Genomic DNA, 16,414 nt, shown 5'->3' with positions numbered 1-16,414 from the left:
TGCTGGGCTTTTTTGTGCCTGCGGTTTATCGCAAATGATTTTTTTATCGTATTGCTTGTGAGATGTTAGCTTATATATTCGCCTAAAAATAAGCCAACTATGCAAAACAATAAATGCGTTTTTTTATTAGCCTTTATACTCATACTTCTTAGCCCTGTAATTAAAGCCGCTGAGTCCCCGACTATTTTATCAATGAAAGACAGGGCCGCGTTTATCGATAGCACTACCGAAAAACGCATCAATACGTTATTACCCACATTAATGCAGCAACACAATATAGATATGTGGCTAATGATAAGCCGCGAATATAATGAAGACCCGATATTAAAAACCATGCTGCCAGCAACGTGGTTGTCGGCAAGACGCACCACCATTTTAGTGCTAGCACGCAATGCCTCAGGGGCTGTAGATGCTTTTGCTATTGCGCCTTATAAAATAGGGAATGTGTTTAAAAAGGCATGGGACAAGCAAGCCCAGCCCAATCAGTGGCTTGCTCTTAATGAGCTTATTGAGCAATACCAACCGCGAAATATTGCTCTCAATACATCTACAGACTGGGCACACGCTGATGGCTTAGTGCATGGCGATTACACCACTTTAATGGCCAACTTACCTGCGACATATAAAAATAAAATAATCTCAGCCGAGCCGCTGGCTGTTGCATGGTTAGAGCAACGCATTCCAGAAGAAGTGGACATGTACAAACACATTGTTGCTATTGCTCATTCTATTATTGCTGAGGGCTTTTCAAATAAAGTAATTACGGTGGGCAAAACAACCAGCGACGACTTAGTATGGTGGTTTAGAGAGCGCGTAAGGGAGCTTAAACTGCAAACGTGGTTTCACCCAAGTATTGCAATACAACGCGCCGACAGTAAATCGTTCGACCACGAAGACAGTTTTACCAATGGCTATGCCGACAATGTTATTCAAGCTGGCGATTTACTGCATGTTGATTTTGGTATTACGTATTTACGCCTAAATACCGACACTCAACAACATGCGTATGTTTTAAAACCAGGCGAGACAAAAGCCCCAGATTACCTTGTTGATGCGTTAAAAAAGGGTAATAAGCTACAGGACATTTTTACGGCTGAATTTACAGCTGGTAAAACGGGTAATCAGGTATTAAAAGCCGCCCGCGAAAAAGCCATTGCACAAGGTTTAAAACCCACTATTTATACGCACCCGCTTGGCTATCATGGCCATGCAGCTGGCACGACATTAGGCATGTGGGATTCACAGCAAGGTGTGCCGGGTGATGGCGATTACCCACTGCATTTAAATACCGCTTATTCTATTGAGCTTAACAATGCGGTGTTTATAAAGCCGTGGAATAAAGAAATAAGAATAATGCTAGAAGAAGACGCCCTGTTTGATAAAACCGGTGTGTGGTATCTAAATGGCCGACAAACCGAGTTGTTACTCGTTAAGTAGCATTAAACAACACATACAAAAATGGCGCTCAGTGAGCGCCATTTTTTATTTAATGCGTTGCTATTATTCTGTATCTGGCAGATTACGACCATAGAATATTTCTTGCATTTCACGTGTTAGTTTTGAGCGAATCTCTTCTTCTTCGTCATCTGACAAATCATCAGTAGATAAACCAAATAAATACGTATTTAAATCGGTTTCTTTTAACATCATTTTGGTATGAAACAGGTTTTCTTGATACACGTTCACGTCCATCATTTGGTACGCTTCTTTAGTATCTTCTGTCATGAAGTTTTGAATCGAGTTAATAGCATGGTCAATGTAATGTTTAACGCCGTTAATATCACGGGTAAAGCCACGTACACGGTAGTCAATTGTAACCACATCAGACTCAAGGCTATGGATTAAGAAGTTTAACGCTTTAAGTGGCGAAATAATGCCACAGGTTGATACTTCAATATCAGCACGGAAAGTACAAATACCATCATCAGGGTGTGCTTCAGGGTACGTGTGAACACAAATGTGGCTTTTATCAAGGTGTGCAACCACTGAGTCAGGTAACGGCCCTGGTGCTTCGTCAGCATCATAATTTTGCTGCTCTTCTACCGGCTCTTCTGAAACCAAAATAGTTACGCTGGCACCTTGTGGCTCGTAATCTTGACGTGCAATATTTAAAATATTGGCACCAATAATATCAACCACATCACCTAAAATGTCGGTTAGTCTATCTGCACTATACTGCTCATCGATATATTCTATATATTCTTTACGTTGTTGCTCTGTTTTTGCATAGCAAATATCGTAAATACTAAAGCTTAGGCTTTTAGTTAAATTATTAAAGCCATGAAGTTTAAGTTTATCGAAGGGTTTGTTCATATAAACCAACCTATAAATTAGTGAAATCTGCACCTGCAGAATGAAAAGTTCGCGGATTTTATACGAATTTTACTCACGGAAAAAGCGTTATTTTCCCTGATCTTGAACAACTTCATGGCTGTGGGTAATTTCTACTGTTTTATCAAGCATTAATGCAACTGAACAATACTTTTCTGCCGAAAGCGAAACCGCTCTTTCTAGGTGCTTTTCAGACACATTATTACCGGTTACAACAAAGTGTAAATTAATTTTGGTGAACACGCGCGGGGCTGTTTCTGCTCGTTCAGCGGTTAACTGCACATCTACTGATGAGAACTCTTGCTTAGTTTTTTTTAAAATACTCACCACATCAACCGATGAACAACCACCAACCGACATCAATACCATTTCCATTGGGCTAGGTGCGGCTCCGTCACTGCCCGCATCAAACACGACATTATGATTGCTGTTAGAGCGACCGATGTAAGTATTACCTTCAACCCATTTTACATTTGCTTGCATTGTTTTATCTCAATAATTTATATTCATTACACGCAGACACTCGCGCGCATTTAAAATTAAATAGCGAATAAAGCGTGGTTTTAAAGGGGGAAATATTAACTAATAGCGTTATCAAATAAGTTTTTGACTAGCCCTGCAAACTCATCAATAAAAGCATGCTGTTCGACTGTGACGGTGTGAGAAGTCACACTGCTGAGTACTTCTTGTAAGTCGTAAACAATGCCATCAACTTCGCGTACAATTTGACTACGCTGCTCTGTAGATAGATCGGGGTGTTGTTGACAAATGCGTATGACATTTTCGGCAATTACATCTTCAATTAACTCAATAACCGTTGGTGCACCTGGCTTTATTTCACCTGGTTTTTCAAACAACGCTAAGTTCTGAGTTAGGTACATTATTAAGTCATCGTACCCTTGCCTGTTTAAAACCATTGTCTACTTACCTCAAAAATACTGGTTGCTTAATTTAAGCAGAAAGCACTGATAATTGCTAGCTTTGTGAGATTGCAGTACAAAAAAAGCAGCCGAAGCTGCTTTTTTAGTGATTTATTACTAGTTTAAAAAATCGATTAATCGATTTTTAAACCTGGGCTTAGTGTTGCTGGCATGGTTACTTTTTCAAGTTCCACAGACGCAACAGGGTATGCACAGTAGTCAGCGGCATAATAAGCGCTTGCTCTGTGGTTACCTGAGGCACCAATACCGCCAAACGGCGCTGCACTTGATGCACCGGTAATAGGACGGTTCCAGTTAACAATACCCGCACGGATACGACGTAAGAAATGATCGTAGTCAGCTTGGTTATCACTGAGTAAGCCTGCTGATAAACCAAAGCTCGTGTCGTTTGCTTTATCAATTGCTTGGTCAAAGTCATCAAAACGGAATACTTTTAGAAGCGGACCAAAATGCTCTTCATCTGGGAAGTCATTGATATTTGTACACTCAATAATACCCGGTGTAACAAAACCAGTGTTTGCTGTATGCTCAAGTTCAACCAGCACTTCGCCACCCATGGCCTTTAACTCATCTTGTGCTTTAACCATTCCAGCGGCAGCGGCCGTTGAAATCATAGAGCCCATAAATGGTTGGTCAGCATCGTCATAATTACCAACTTTGATTGCTTTAGTGGCTGTAATTAGGCGTGCTAAAATTTCATCGCCTTTAGCACCTGTTGGTAAAAACAATTTACGCGCACACGTACAGCGTTGGCCGCTTGAGATAAACGCAGATTGCACAATATCGTGCACAACAGCAAGCGTATCTTCTGCATCTTTAACGATTAGCGGATTATTACCACCCATTTCAAGCGCTAAAATCTTACCTGGTTGACCTGCGAACTGCTCATGTAAAATATGACCCGTACGAGAAGACCCAGTAAAGAATAAACCATCAATGCCTTTGTGTGACGCCAGTGCTTTACCTGTTTCAACTTCACCTTGTACAAGGTTAATAACCCCTGCTGGTAAACCGGCTTTTTCCCATAGTTTAAGGGTTAGCTCAGCCACCATAGGTGTTAGTTCAGAGGGTTTAAATACCACGGTATTACCAGCTAAAAGTGCAGGTACAATGTGGCCATTTGGTAAATGCCCAGGGAAGTTATAAGGACCAAATACAGCAACAACACCGTGTGGCTTATGGCGGATCATCGCACGGCCTTGCGGCATCGCGTTTTCAACGTCGCCGGTACGCTCTAAAAATGCTTTTTCAGCAATGGCAATTTTTCCGACCATGGCACCCGCTTCAGTACGCGTTTCCCAAAGTGGCTTACCTGTTTCTTGAGCTATTGCCACAGCCAACTCTTCGCTATGCTCTTTTAACGTTGCAGCAAAGGTTTTTACAATTTCTAAGCGCTGCGCAAAGCTTTTATCAGCCCAGCTATAAAATGCTTCACGTGCAGAGGCTACGGCGCTATCTACTTGCTCAGCGCTTGCAGCTGATGCCTGCCATATAACATCGTTATTTGCAGGGTTAACTGAGTTAAATTCGGTGCCTTGGCCTGGTGACCATTGACCATTAATAAATTGTGCAGGATGAGTCATATACTTTCTCCTAAATTAAACTGGGGTAGCCGTAACAAAATCGCCCGATTTCAAATGTAATGCATCAGCAAGTTCTTGCGTAAGCACTAGGCTGTTTGATCGCGAATCAAATGTCATAGGAACAACGGTTGCTCTAAAGTCTTCAAGCTTGTCATTGGCTAACAACACCATGGTATCGCCTGTCATTTCGCCAATTTCAACACTAAAGTTTTGTGCATTACGAATTGTCGCAATGTTATCTACTTTTGCTTCAACGGTTGGGCCCGCATCAAAAATGTCAACGTAACCATTAAAAGTAAAACCTTCACTTTTTAATAGTTGAATTGCAGGGCGCGTATTGTCATGCACTTGACCTATAACCGCTTGCGCGTCTTTACTCAATAAGTTGACGTAAATTGGGTATTTAGGCATAAGCTCAGCAATAAATACTTTTTGCCCTATTCCCGTCAGATAATCTGCCGTTGGGAAGTCCATAGAGAAAAAGTGCTCTTCAAGCCACTGCCAAAATGGGCTACTACCGTTTTCGTCAGATACACCGCGCATTTCTGCAATAACGGTTTGTGCAAAGCGTTGTTGATGCTGTTTTATAAACATAAAACGTGCTTTTGAAAGCAGCTTACCGTTACAATTTTTACGATAGCCGTTTTTTAAAAACAGTGTGCACAGCTCTGTCGCCCCAGTGTAGTCATTACAAAGGGTGAGAATATCTACCGCTTTATACACATCTAGCGTGCGCGAAGAGTGAATCACTTTACTCAAATGATAATGATAAAATGCGTCATCTAAGCCAACTGCGGCTTCAATACCTGAAGTACCGACTACTTCACCAGTTTCAGTATCTTCAAGAACAAATAAGTAACCCTCATCACCTGGTTGTGATGTCGTTTTTGTAAATGAGTTAACTGAATGCGCTATCTTCTTTTGTAATAACTCTTCATTATTAGGCAAAGAAGTAAAGCCATGTCCCGACTCGTCGGCGATGGTTACTAAAGCTGCATAATCACTTTTTTGGATTGGGCGAAGGATCATCATGAATCCGCTTACTCCCTTATATATAACGGTAAATAGGAACTGCAAGGCAAACTACGTTTGCCCCTAAAGAAGTTGAATTAGCAATTACGCATTTACAACGTGGGCTACTGCTTTTTCAAAGCGTGCCATACCTTCGCGAATATCCGCTTCTGGTATTACTAAAGAAGGTGTGAAACGAACCACATCAGCACCAGCAACCAATGACATTAAGCCATGCTCAGTACCGGCAACTAAAAACTCTTTTGCACGGCCTTTGTATTGCTCGTTTACCACAGCACCAATTAATAAACCTTGGCCACGAATTTCACTAAATACGTTGTACTTGTCGTTAATGGCATTTAATAGCTCAGTAAATAACGCCGACTTTGCTTTAACGCCCGCTAAAACTTCTGGGTTATTTACAGTATCAAATGCAGCTTCTGCAACTGCACACGCTAATGGGTTACCACCGTAAGTAGAACCATGTGTACCCACTTTAAGATGCTGTGCAATATCAGTGGTTGTTAGCATAGCGCCAATTGGGAAACCGCCACCGAGAGCTTTTGCTGAGGTTAAAATATCAGGCACTACGTTTAAACCTTGGTATGCGTATAGCTCACCTGTACGGCCAACACCTGATTGTACTTCATCAAAAATAAGCAGTGCGTTGTGTTTAGTACATAAATCGCGAACGCCCTGTGCAAATTCGTCAGTTGGCGAAATGATACCGCCTTCACCTTGAATTGGCTCCATCATTACCGCACAGGTGTTATCGCTGATCAGTGCTTCAAATGCGGCAAGGTCATTGTAATCACAATGAACAATGTCGCCTGGCTTAGGACCAAAACCATCTGAATAGGCTGCTTGACCGCCTACAGTAACGGTGAAGAATGTACGGCCATGGAAACCTTTATTAAAGGCGATGATTTGCGATTTTTCTGCGCCAAATTTATCAAGCGCAAAACGGCGCGCTAACTTAAGTGCCGCTTCGTTTGCTTCTGCGCCTGAGTTTGCAAAGTAAACTTTTTCAGCAAATGTCGCATCAACCATTTTTTTAGCTAAGCGAAGTGCCGGCTCGTTGGTCATTACATTTGATAAATGCCAAATTTTTTCGCCTTGCTCTTTTAATGCGCCCACTAATGCAGGATGGCAATGGCCAAGACAGTTAACGGCAATACCACCAGCAAAGTCGATAAACTCTCGTCCTTGTTGATCCCATACACGAGAGCCTTCGCCTCGAACAGGAATTACGCTTGAAGGTGCGTAGTTAGGAACCATTACGTGATCAAATAATTCGCGATTGACTGTCATTTTATTTCCTCTTAATTGTGTGCATCACAAAGCAGTAGAATAGGGGTGTGATTATTGTTAATAACCAAATGTGCCGGCAAAAATTAATAACTGTATATTTGCCTGAAACTACGTTGTGGTTCAATTTTCAGGCGCTCATTATTTCAGAAATTTAGGGGGATGTCTCTTCAAAAACTTTCATGTACCCCTTTAAAATAAAGGGCTTAAGATATTATTTCATAGATAGTGAATAACTATTTGAGAGCTAATTATGATGTGCATTTACCTTAGTGAGCGCCTCTACAACGAAAAAAGCATGGCGCTTATAAATCAACTGCACATGAATAAGTAGAATTAAAGTGAATGAATAGTCGCAAAAAAATTAACAGATTTAATCAATTTGAAGTGCCAAATTAGTAAAATTACCTGTTTTTAGGGTATCTAACTCTTTTTTAGTGAACTGATAATAGCTAAACCAGCTTTGTAATTCATCGTCTTCAATCAGCTGGTGCTCTTTTAAATTTAAATATTGAGAATAACAGCGAGCCTTTAAAATCACTTGCGATAATGGCAATAAACTATCGCCCTTTTCAACCCCATTCACTAACTGCTGCATAACACTGTTAAAGGGCAAATATTTGAACGACATGGTTTCTATGACCTTGGCGCTGACAAGCAGTGATTTTTCGTGTAGCAGTGTTGTTAAAAATAACGGATCTGGTTTTAGCTCTAATAGCGCGGTGTGTAGGTTTTTATCACCTTCTTCACGAGCACGCAGTACTTTGCGCTGCCATACCTGATCAAACACTTTTAGGTATAAGCGCACTAAAGCAATTTGCCCTACATTCAGTAACATGCCCAATGTAAACGCATGCATTGGGTTTACCCCGTTAAGCTGGGCAAGCGTTTGCGCTGCAATGGCACACGACATGGTGTTGTCTTTTAACCTGCGTTTTAATAACGTGAATGGTTCTGTGCTATGTGGCATCCAATGACGCACTGCAAAAGTAGGCACTACCAGTTGCAGGTTGTCTAAGCCCAAATAACGTAATGCCAACGCTGGGGTATCTACTTTGACTGAGGTGCCTTTACTGCGTTGCTTACGATAAAAAGGTAAATTAACTAAGGTAACCAGCTCTCGCCCCAACCAACTTAAATCGTTAATTAGCGGCTCTAGACGGCCAACCGAGGCGGCGCGAGTAGCCAGTATATCGAGTATGGCGCACACGTTATCTTCTATGCCAATGGTGTCTTTAATCACAAAATCGATGTCTTCAAGACGTTTAGCAATCACGCTTTCAATAACGGTATGGAGTTTTTGACTGGTTTTAGCCTGTAACTTTTGATGTGAAGAGCTTTTTTGTTGGCGCTTTTGCTGCGCAGCTACTTCTACTTCTAATAAGGTGCGTTTTTTAACGGGTTTGCCGTCATTAAGATCTAAGGTATGAATAAAGCCAATTTGCTGATTGGCAAAACTATGACCCAGTAGCAAATCATGCGCTCGTTGGTTTAGCACATTAACAATACGCTGTTGCTGCAATATGTCGGTCATAAGCTCTATCTTAGGGCAAAAAGTAAATAGCTTGCAGGTATAAGCCTAGAAGCGCGTTAAAAAGTTATCAAGTAAAGCTAAGCCCTGCTCGGTCAAAATCGCTTCAGGGTGAAATTGCACACCTTCAAGTGCGAGCTCGTTATGTAATAATCCCATAATTTCATCACGCTGCCCAGCGATGCTTTGAGTCCATGCTGTTACTTCTAACTCCTTTGGCAATGAGTGCGCTTCAACAATTAATGAATGGTAGCGGCACACCGTAAGTGGATTAGGTAGGCCTTTAAACATGCCTTGGTGCTGATGATAAATAGGCGATGTTTTTCCATGCATAACCTGTTTAGCTCGCACTACTTTACCACCTAGCACTTGAGCAATGGTTTGGTGCCCCAAACAAATACCTAATATAGGATAAACTCCTTTAAACTGCTCTACCACAGATAACGACACTCCCGCTTCAGTCGGGTTTTTAGGTCCTGGAGAAATCACAATATGATCTGGGTTTAACTGTTTGATCTCACTCAGCGTTATTTGGTCGTTACGTTTTACCAACACGTCTTGATCTAAGCGCTGAAAATACTGTACCAAGTTATAGGTGAACGAGTCATAGTTATCGATCATTAAAAGCATGTAATAAAGTACTCAAAGTAATTAGGGCCTGTCGCAGGCATATTCTAACTGAAGCCTTTGCAGGTGTCAGTGTTTTGCAGCCCAGCAAACATAAATAGACACACTAACAACCAATAACGGTTGATTTATTTTAGATCAGCCCAAGCTCTGTTGTATGGGGACACCCCAAGTCACTGATCATTTTTATATAACGTGACGTGTATTATGCAACAGCCATTTAAGGAGTAACCTATGTTAGGCGAAGACCATTCATTAACTAAAGATTTTCCTGATTACACGCAAACTATTGCAAAACTTAATGCAAACGATGAAAACTTTGCAACCAAAGCAAAACAATACAATGAAATCGATAAAGAAATTCGAGTACTTGAGCTACAAGACTCACCCATAGATGACGAAGCCATGCAGCAGTTAAAACACGACAGAATGGTATTAAAAGATTGGCTACATCAACAATTAACGGATGCTAATTAATTGTTGTTATTTGGCGCCTATTAAATTGTAGGCGCCAGAATTGAGTGTTCACCTCCCTCTCCTACCTTTCGCTCATCTATAATTTTAACCATTATGGTGCAAAAGCATTGCTATTCGTTTAGCTTAAAGACAAGCTGTCTTTATCTAAATTAAACAACACTATTTTTTATGTCTAAATACATACTCTCGATTGACCAAGGAACGACAAGCTCTCGAGCTATTTTATACACTAAAGATGCCGAGGTTTTTGACACGGCTCAACAAACCTTCCCTCAACACTTTGTGAAAAATGGTTGGGTTGAACATGACCCTGTAGATATTTGGCAAACCGTATTAAGCAGCGTTAAAAACGTATTATCGCAGCAACAAGTCACTGCCGCCGACATTATTGCCATTGGCATTGCTAACCAACGAGAAACCACCTTAGTGTGGAATAAAAAAACCGGGCAATCTATCTACAATGCGATTGTGTGGCAAGACCGACGTACCAGTGACTATTGCGATAATTTACGTCATGCTGGGCATACACAAATGGTGAATGATAAAACCGGTTTAGTACTCGATCCTTACTTTTCTGCAACCAAAATTCGTTGGATTTTAGATAACGTCAAAGGCGCTAAAGAGCAAGCACACGCAGGTGAACTAGCATTTGGTACGATAGATACCTACTTGCTATGGCAACTCACTAACGGTAAAGCTCACAAAACCGATGCTACCAATGCCTCTCGTACATTACTGTTTAACATTCATCAGCAATGCTGGGATGAAGAGTTACTGGCTTTATTTAATATTCCAGCGTCGATGCTACCTGAGGTAATGGACTCAGCGGCTGACTTTGGGGTGACTGCAAGCGAGCTATTTGGTGGTGAAATTCCAATTTGCGGTATAGCAGGCGATCAACAAGCCGCCTTAATTGGTCAAGCTTGTTTTGAAGAAGGAATGGCAAAAAGTACTTACGGAACGGGCTGCTTTTTAATGCTTAACACTGGTGATAAAGCACTAAAATCAAATAATCGTTTATTAACCACTCTTGCGTATCGGCTCAACGGCAAACCCACCTATGCGATTGAAGGCAGTATTTTTATGGCTGGTGCCACCATGCAGTGGATAGTAGAGGGCTTAAAGTTATTAGAAAACGCAGGTGAAAGTGAAGCCCTCGTCAAAGATGTTCCCTTGGATCATGGGGTATTCTTGGTTCCCTCGTTTACAGGCTTAGGTGCGCCCTATTGGGATGCAAATGCCCGAGGCGCAATTTTGGGCCTAACCCGAGACTCAGGCATTAGCACTATTGTTGCAGCTGCCTTGCAGTCGGTGGGTTATCAAACCAAAGATTTACAAAAAGCTATGGAAGGTGACGGACTCCGACCTAGTATTCTAAGAGTTGATGGCGGCATGGCAAACAATAATTGGGCAATGGCGTTTTTAGCCAATATTTTAGGCGCAAGCGTTGAGCGCCCCACTCTAACCGAAACCACTTCGTTAGGGGTTGCTTACTTAGCCGGTTTGCAAACTGGGGTGTATGAATCAACTGCGCAGCTTGCCAGCATGTGGAAAAGCGATCGTCGCTTTGAACCAACCATGAGCAGTGAAGAGCGCAACGATTTATACGCAAAGTGGCTACATTGCATTGCACAAGTTAGACTTTCTAATAGCAATGACGGCGAGAGTGAGTAAAATCTATGAGCGCACACGACAACGAATATGACTTACTCATTATTGGCGGCGGTATTAACGGCGCTGGCATTGCTGCCGATGCCAGTGGTCGCGGTTTAAAAGTATTATTGTGTGAGCAAAACGATTTAGCCTCAGCCACTTCCTCTAATAGCAGTAAGCTTATTCATGGCGGGCTACGCTATTTAGAGAATTATCAATTTAGATTGGTAAGAGAGGCATTACGTGAACGTGAAGTGCTATTAAAAAAAGCGCCGCATATTATGTGGCCACTGTCTTTTCGACTGCCGCACCAAGCACATTTACGTTCGCCATGGATGATTCGTGTGGGGTTATTTATTTACGACCACCTAGCCAAGCGTAATACTTTACCCGCTTCAAAGGCGATTGAGTTTAACAGCGATAGCGTTCTTAACAGCAGCATTACCCAAGGCTTTGAATACGCAGACGGCTGGGTTGATGACGCACGTTTAGTGATTTTAAACGCCCAAGCGGCTCATAATTTAGGCGCTACCATTGCAACACGCACGCGCTGCATTAAAGCAACGCGTAACGCAGATTATTGGGATGTGATTTTAGAGCAACAAGCCAGCAAGCAGCACCTAAATATAAAGGCAAAAAGTGTTGTAAATGCCGCAGGCCCATGGGTCGCGTCATTATTTGAAGATGTATTTACCCAGCCCACACCGCACACTATTCGCCTTGTGAAAGGCAGTCATATTGTAGTGCCCCGACTCCACGATGAGCCAGTTGCCTATATTTTACAAAATGAAGATAACCGCATTGTATTTGTCATTCCTTATGAGCAAGATTACTCACTGATTGGCACCACTGATGAAGAGTACACCGGCGATATTGCTGATGTAAAAATTAGTGAGCAAGAAATACAGTATCTTATCAGTATCACTAACCATTACTTTAAAAACACAATAAGCGCGGCCGATATTGTGCACAGCTTTAGTGGGGTGCGGCCACTATTAGATGACAAATCAACAGATGCTCAAGCGGTGACCCGTGATTACAAGCTGATATTAAGCAACGACACCGATCATGCCGCTTTATTAAGTGTGTTTGGCGGTAAAATTACTACCTATCGAAAGCTTGCAGAAAATGCCGTCAATAAATTAGTGCCTTTTTACCCAAAGATGAGTGGCTCGTGGACGAAAGATGCCCCTTTACCAGGCGGCGACTTTAGTAACCAAACATACCTTATCGCTCAGTTAGAAAGTAGCTACCCTTGGCTGGCAATCGACACCTTAAAACGTATGGTTCGCAGCTATGGCACGCTTAGTTATCAATTACTGGGGAACAGCCAAGCAATCGGCGATTTAGGTTATCACTTTGGTCATGGTCTGTATGCGCAAGAAGTTGATTACTTAGTAAACCATGAATGGGCAAGAACCAGCGCAGATATACTTTGGCGACGAACAAAGCTTGGGCTGCGCTTTTCAGAAAAACAAGTCATTGCCTTGGGGCAATATTTAACTAAACATCCAGCTTGTCATAGTTAAGCTGCGATTAACTAACTGCTACAAGGTGCTGTGTTAATGCGGCTTTTTCATCAGTCGAAAGTGGTTGCTTTGTTTTACTAACAAAGTCATAACGTACCATCACCGTTTTACCAATGGCGCAGCACTTATCTTGCTGCCATGCTTCTTGGCGGATCACAAATGAACTATTGCCAATTTGCTCTATGCTGGTGTTAATTGTCACCTCATGGGCATAAAATAGTTCGCCAACAAACGACACTTCAACTTTAGCAATGATTAACTTCCAGTTGTGTGGATTTAGATCTGGCGTAAAAAATTTAAAAATAGGTACTCGGGCCGCTTCAAACCATACGGGGAGTACGGTATTGTTGATGTGTCCGAGTGCATCCGTTTCGCTAAAACGCGGCATCACTTTTTCAGTAAACATAATAATCCAATAATAATTAAACAGGTAACTCATGACGGACTTTATCCGCGTGTATGACAACGCGCTCAGTAATGAATTTTGCGATAACTTTATCACTACCTTTTCTCAAAGCCCGCATATTAAACAAGGGATGACATCGGGCGGTGTTGATCTTAATAAAAAAGATAGCCACGACTTATACTTAAACAATCATCCTGAATACGCAGAACAATTAAAACATATTCAACAAACCACTGCACAGTATGTTTTCAACTACATTGAAGAACATATTTTTATGATGATTGGGGCATTTGGTTTAAAGGTATATCACCCAAAAACAGGACAACCGGTTGATTTAACTCACGCCAACTATGACGAGGTAGGTAAACCACAACTCCCCTTATTGGTACAGCAAATTTTTAGACTCGGTAATATTCAAGCGCAAAAATACGAAGTAAATAAAGGCGGTTATCCGTATTGGCACAGTGAGGTGTATCCGCAGCTACAGCATAATGAAGCACTGCATCGGGTGTTGTTATTTATGTTTTATTTAAATGATGTTGAAGAAGGCGGAGAAACCGAGTTTTATTATCAAAATCGTAAAATAGCCCCTAAAAAAGGCAGTATGGTGGTTGCCCCAGGCTACTTTACCCATACACATAGAGGCAATAAGCCAGTATCAAACGATAAGTATATTTTAACCTCATGGGTTTTGTTTAATCGAGCAGAGCAAATTTATGGAACGCCACAAAGCTAAAGCGGTCAGCGGTCAGCGGTCAGCGGTCAGCGGTCAGCGGTCAGCGGTCAGCGGTCAGCGGTCAGCGGTCAGCGGTCAGAAATTAACTAACTGCTGACTACTGTCAAGTATTTGCATTAAACTGAAAGCTGACGGCTTATAGCTGACAGCTTCAAATCAGCTCATCAAACAAGTCAAACAAAGTGTCCATCTCTTCAATGGTGTTGTAGTGCATACAACCAATGCGTACTACGCCGCCCTTATCAAGCACACCCAGTTGTTTGCATAAACCTTGGGCGTAAAAATTACCATCCCATACACATACATGGTGTTTACCCAAAAATTCAGACATTTGGCGAGGCTCTAACCCTTCAAAGGTCAGTGCGAACGTAGGGGTACGCTCACTCAAACGCTCTAAATCGTCTATACCAAACAACTTAATTTTTGGGTAGTTAACTAGACGCGTTAAAAAGTATTCACTCAATGCCATTTCATGTTGTTTTGTTTTAGCAAACGCAACACGTAATTTTTCTCGGCGTGAGTGACTGTCATCAAGTTCGCTAATCGCCGCTATGTAATCAACCGCCGCAATAAAGCCTGCAAGTGCCTCAAAACTTTGTGTGCCGGTTTCCCAGCGACCTGGTGCAACATCTTTTGCTGGCTCTACTTTATAAGGTGTAAACCCTTCTAAGTGCTCAGTTTTACCATAAACCATGCCTAAGTGCGGGCCAAAAAACTTATATGCAGAACAAGCTAAAAAGTCGCAATCTAACGCTTGTACATCAATCAGTTCATGTGGCGCATAATGCACCGCATCAACATACACCAACGCACCCACATTATGAGCAAGCTCTATAATACGTTTAATATCGTTAATAGAGCCAGTGGTATTTGATGCATACGTAACCGCAACCAATTTAGTGTTAGCGTTTAATAAGCTTTCAAAATGCGCCATATCTAAACTACAATCGGCTTCGTTAATTAGCGCTGTGTTAACCACTGCGCCTTTATCTTCAGCGGCTTGCTGCCAAGACGATACATTTGAAAAATGATCAGCATTGGTCACTATAATTTCATCACCTGCTTGCCAATTGCGTGAAATTGCTCGGCTAAAGCTAAATGTTAGGCTAGTCATATTAGGGCCAAACACAATATTTTGTGCACTGGGCGCATTTAACAAATCAGCCGCCGCTTGACGCGCATTCGCCATCAGCTCAACCGTTTTGTCACTTGAGAAAAACGCACCGCCCAAGTTTGAATTGTAATGCCCTAAATAAGCGGTCATGGCACTGAGTACCGACTGGGGTACTTGTGAGCCACCTGGCCCATCTAAAAACACCGGTGACTTGCCATCAACAGTTTGCATTAAAGCAGGAAATTGCGCGCGCAATTGCATTAAATTCATTTTATTTCTCTTAAGCAGTTAGTACAAAGCAATCCAGGTAACCTGGTTTGTTAGCATCAATTTTGTTCATTGGCGTGGCGTTATGCCATACCTGACGGTCATTAATTAGTGCAAACATGCCGTCTTTTATTTCCATTTTAAAACACGGTTCAGCTTGTTGGTTTTCATAAACCAATAGCTCACCACCTTCTAAATTTTCATGAGAAACACCACATACACACACATGGTCAAACCCATCTTGATGCACACCTTCTGGAGCTGCTGGCGTATCGCTATCAATGGCAAGCATTCTAAATTGGTGAATTTCAATATCACGCTCTGCGTCAATGCCGGTGATCGCTGCAAATTCGCTAACAATGCTTTTCATACCCTCAGACTCAAGCAAGCTTTGCTCTAAGTTTTCGTAAGTACGCTCAACATTACCTTGAAAGGTATTAATTGAATCGTCTTGCACAAACGCTTTGGTCGCTTGAAGATTAAGCTCACCATTTTGTAATTTAACCACTGAATAACGGCGTTTACGAAACGCACCATCTGCATAAGGATTTGCAGGTAAGTTATCAAAAGAAGGCTTAACCAAATCAATATTGGCTTGGTTAATAAAACGAAGTTGCAGTAAATTCTGGTTGTTTAATGCGGTCATAAAATCCTGCTTATAATAATGATAATATTGTCGAGGATTTTAATGCATATAGAGAGGATTTTTTGCTTTATTAACCATATCAATGACGACATTTAACGAAAGTTAATACAATCATGCAACGAATTAAGCATTAACTATCTAATATTTTATTTGGACAATAAAAAACCCGCCAAAGCGTAATGCAGATCAGTTAAGAATATTTTTATGATCACTTGACTGATCTTTCCATGGCTTCAAAATCCGATATTAGAAAT

Annotated in this window: 16 protein-coding genes; 5 read left to right on the top strand and 11 right to left on the bottom strand. The window is 41.6% G+C overall.

What is annotated here, in order from left to right:
- The first annotated feature begins 99 nt into the window (after positions 1-99).
- Positions 100-1,437 (top strand): M24 family metallopeptidase, encoded by a 1,338-nt coding sequence (locus tag QL984_RS12795; protein WP_138764698.1) that lies wholly within the window; start codon positions 100-102, stop codon positions 1,435-1,437.
- Positions 1,438-1,500: 63 nt separating this feature from the next.
- On the opposite strand, the gene speD is transcribed toward QL984_RS12795, so the two are convergent.
- The 8 genes from speD to QL984_RS12755 form a co-directional block, all read right to left on the bottom strand.
- A complete protein-coding gene (speD, locus tag QL984_RS12790) occupies positions 1,501-2,313 on the bottom strand; it encodes an adenosylmethionine decarboxylase (RefSeq protein WP_013463831.1) in 813 nt (270 codons plus the stop codon).
- An 87-nt stretch (positions 2,314-2,400) separates the two neighbouring features.
- Entirely contained in the window at positions 2,401-2,814 is a 414-nt protein-coding gene (locus QL984_RS12785; protein WP_013463830.1) for an OsmC family protein, read from the bottom strand.
- A 95-nt stretch (positions 2,815-2,909) separates the two neighbouring features.
- Positions 2,910-3,248 carry a DUF3802 family protein gene (locus tag QL984_RS12780; RefSeq protein WP_013463829.1) on the bottom strand — a complete coding sequence of 113 codons (339 nt, stop codon included), beginning with the start codon at positions 3,246-3,248 and terminating at the stop codon, positions 2,910-2,912.
- A 137-nt stretch (positions 3,249-3,385) separates the two neighbouring features.
- Positions 3,386-4,855 carry a succinylglutamate-semialdehyde dehydrogenase gene (gene astD, locus QL984_RS12775; protein ID WP_024602227.1) on the bottom strand — a complete coding sequence of 490 codons (1,470 nt, stop codon included), beginning with the start codon at positions 4,853-4,855 and terminating at the stop codon, positions 3,386-3,388.
- A gap of 15 nt (positions 4,856-4,870) precedes the next feature.
- Complete coding sequence (gene astA, locus QL984_RS12770) at positions 4,871-5,887, bottom strand: arginine N-succinyltransferase (protein ID WP_013463827.1); 1,017 nt, start codon at positions 5,885-5,887, stop codon at positions 4,871-4,873.
- 84 nt (positions 5,888-5,971) lie between these two features.
- Positions 5,972-7,177: an aspartate aminotransferase family protein gene (locus QL984_RS12765; protein WP_024602228.1), complete on the bottom strand. Its 1,206-nt coding sequence runs from the start codon at positions 7,175-7,177 to the stop codon at positions 5,972-5,974.
- A gap of 370 nt (positions 7,178-7,547) precedes the next feature.
- Complete coding sequence (locus QL984_RS12760; RefSeq protein WP_016900057.1) at positions 7,548-8,708, bottom strand: HDOD domain-containing protein; 1,161 nt, start codon at positions 8,706-8,708, stop codon at positions 7,548-7,550.
- Positions 8,709-8,753: 45 nt separating this feature from the next.
- On the bottom strand, positions 8,754-9,335 hold the full coding sequence (locus QL984_RS12755; RefSeq protein WP_013463824.1) for an aminodeoxychorismate/anthranilate synthase component II: 582 nt from the start codon (positions 9,333-9,335) through the stop codon (positions 8,754-8,756).
- A 231-nt stretch (positions 9,336-9,566) separates the two neighbouring features.
- Here QL984_RS12755 and QL984_RS12750 point away from each other — a divergent pair, with 231 nt between their 5' ends.
- The 3 genes from QL984_RS12750 (at position 9,567) to glpD (ending at position 12,991) form a co-directional block, all read left to right on the top strand.
- Positions 9,567-9,809: a YdcH family protein gene (locus QL984_RS12750; protein ID WP_013463823.1), complete on the top strand. Its 243-nt coding sequence runs from the start codon at positions 9,567-9,569 to the stop codon at positions 9,807-9,809.
- A gap of 168 nt (positions 9,810-9,977) precedes the next feature.
- Positions 9,978-11,483 (top strand): glycerol kinase GlpK, encoded by a 1,506-nt coding sequence (gene glpK / locus QL984_RS12745; protein WP_024602229.1) that lies wholly within the window; start codon positions 9,978-9,980, stop codon positions 11,481-11,483.
- Positions 11,484-11,488: 5 nt separating this feature from the next.
- Positions 11,489-12,991 carry a glycerol-3-phosphate dehydrogenase gene (gene glpD / locus QL984_RS12740; protein ID WP_024602230.1) on the top strand — a complete coding sequence of 501 codons (1,503 nt, stop codon included), beginning with the start codon at positions 11,489-11,491 and terminating at the stop codon, positions 12,989-12,991.
- Positions 12,992-12,998: 7 nt separating this feature from the next.
- On the opposite strand, the gene QL984_RS12735 is transcribed toward glpD, so the two are convergent.
- Entirely contained in the window at positions 12,999-13,397 is a 399-nt protein-coding gene (locus tag QL984_RS12735; protein ID WP_024602231.1) for a thioesterase family protein, read from the bottom strand.
- A 31-nt stretch (positions 13,398-13,428) separates the two neighbouring features.
- On the opposite strand from QL984_RS12735, the gene QL984_RS12730 reads away from it, so the two are divergent.
- A complete protein-coding gene (locus QL984_RS12730; protein ID WP_024602232.1) occupies positions 13,429-14,133 on the top strand; it encodes a 2OG-Fe(II) oxygenase in 705 nt (234 codons plus the stop codon).
- Positions 14,134-14,284: 151 nt separating this feature from the next.
- Here QL984_RS12730 and QL984_RS12725 read toward each other — a convergent pair whose 3' ends face one another.
- Both QL984_RS12725 and QL984_RS12720 read right to left on the bottom strand, forming a co-directional pair.
- Positions 14,285-15,517, bottom strand: coding sequence for a cysteine desulfurase-like protein (locus QL984_RS12725; RefSeq protein ID WP_128583489.1), 1,233 nt, complete (start codon positions 15,515-15,517; stop codon positions 14,285-14,287).
- 10 nt (positions 15,518-15,527) lie between these two features.
- Positions 15,528-16,160 (bottom strand): 2OG-Fe dioxygenase family protein, encoded by a 633-nt coding sequence (locus QL984_RS12720; protein WP_013463817.1) that lies wholly within the window; start codon positions 16,158-16,160, stop codon positions 15,528-15,530.
- Positions 16,161-16,414 lie beyond the last annotated feature (254 nt).

The sequence above is a fragment of the Pseudoalteromonas sp. APC 3495 genome (assembly GCF_030407645.1).
In the GTDB taxonomy this organism is placed as follows: domain Bacteria; phylum Pseudomonadota; class Gammaproteobacteria; order Enterobacterales; family Alteromonadaceae; genus Pseudoalteromonas; species Pseudoalteromonas tetraodonis.
The sequence above is the reverse complement of the archived record's forward strand: the minus strand, read 5'-3'. Positions and strand labels throughout refer to the sequence as shown.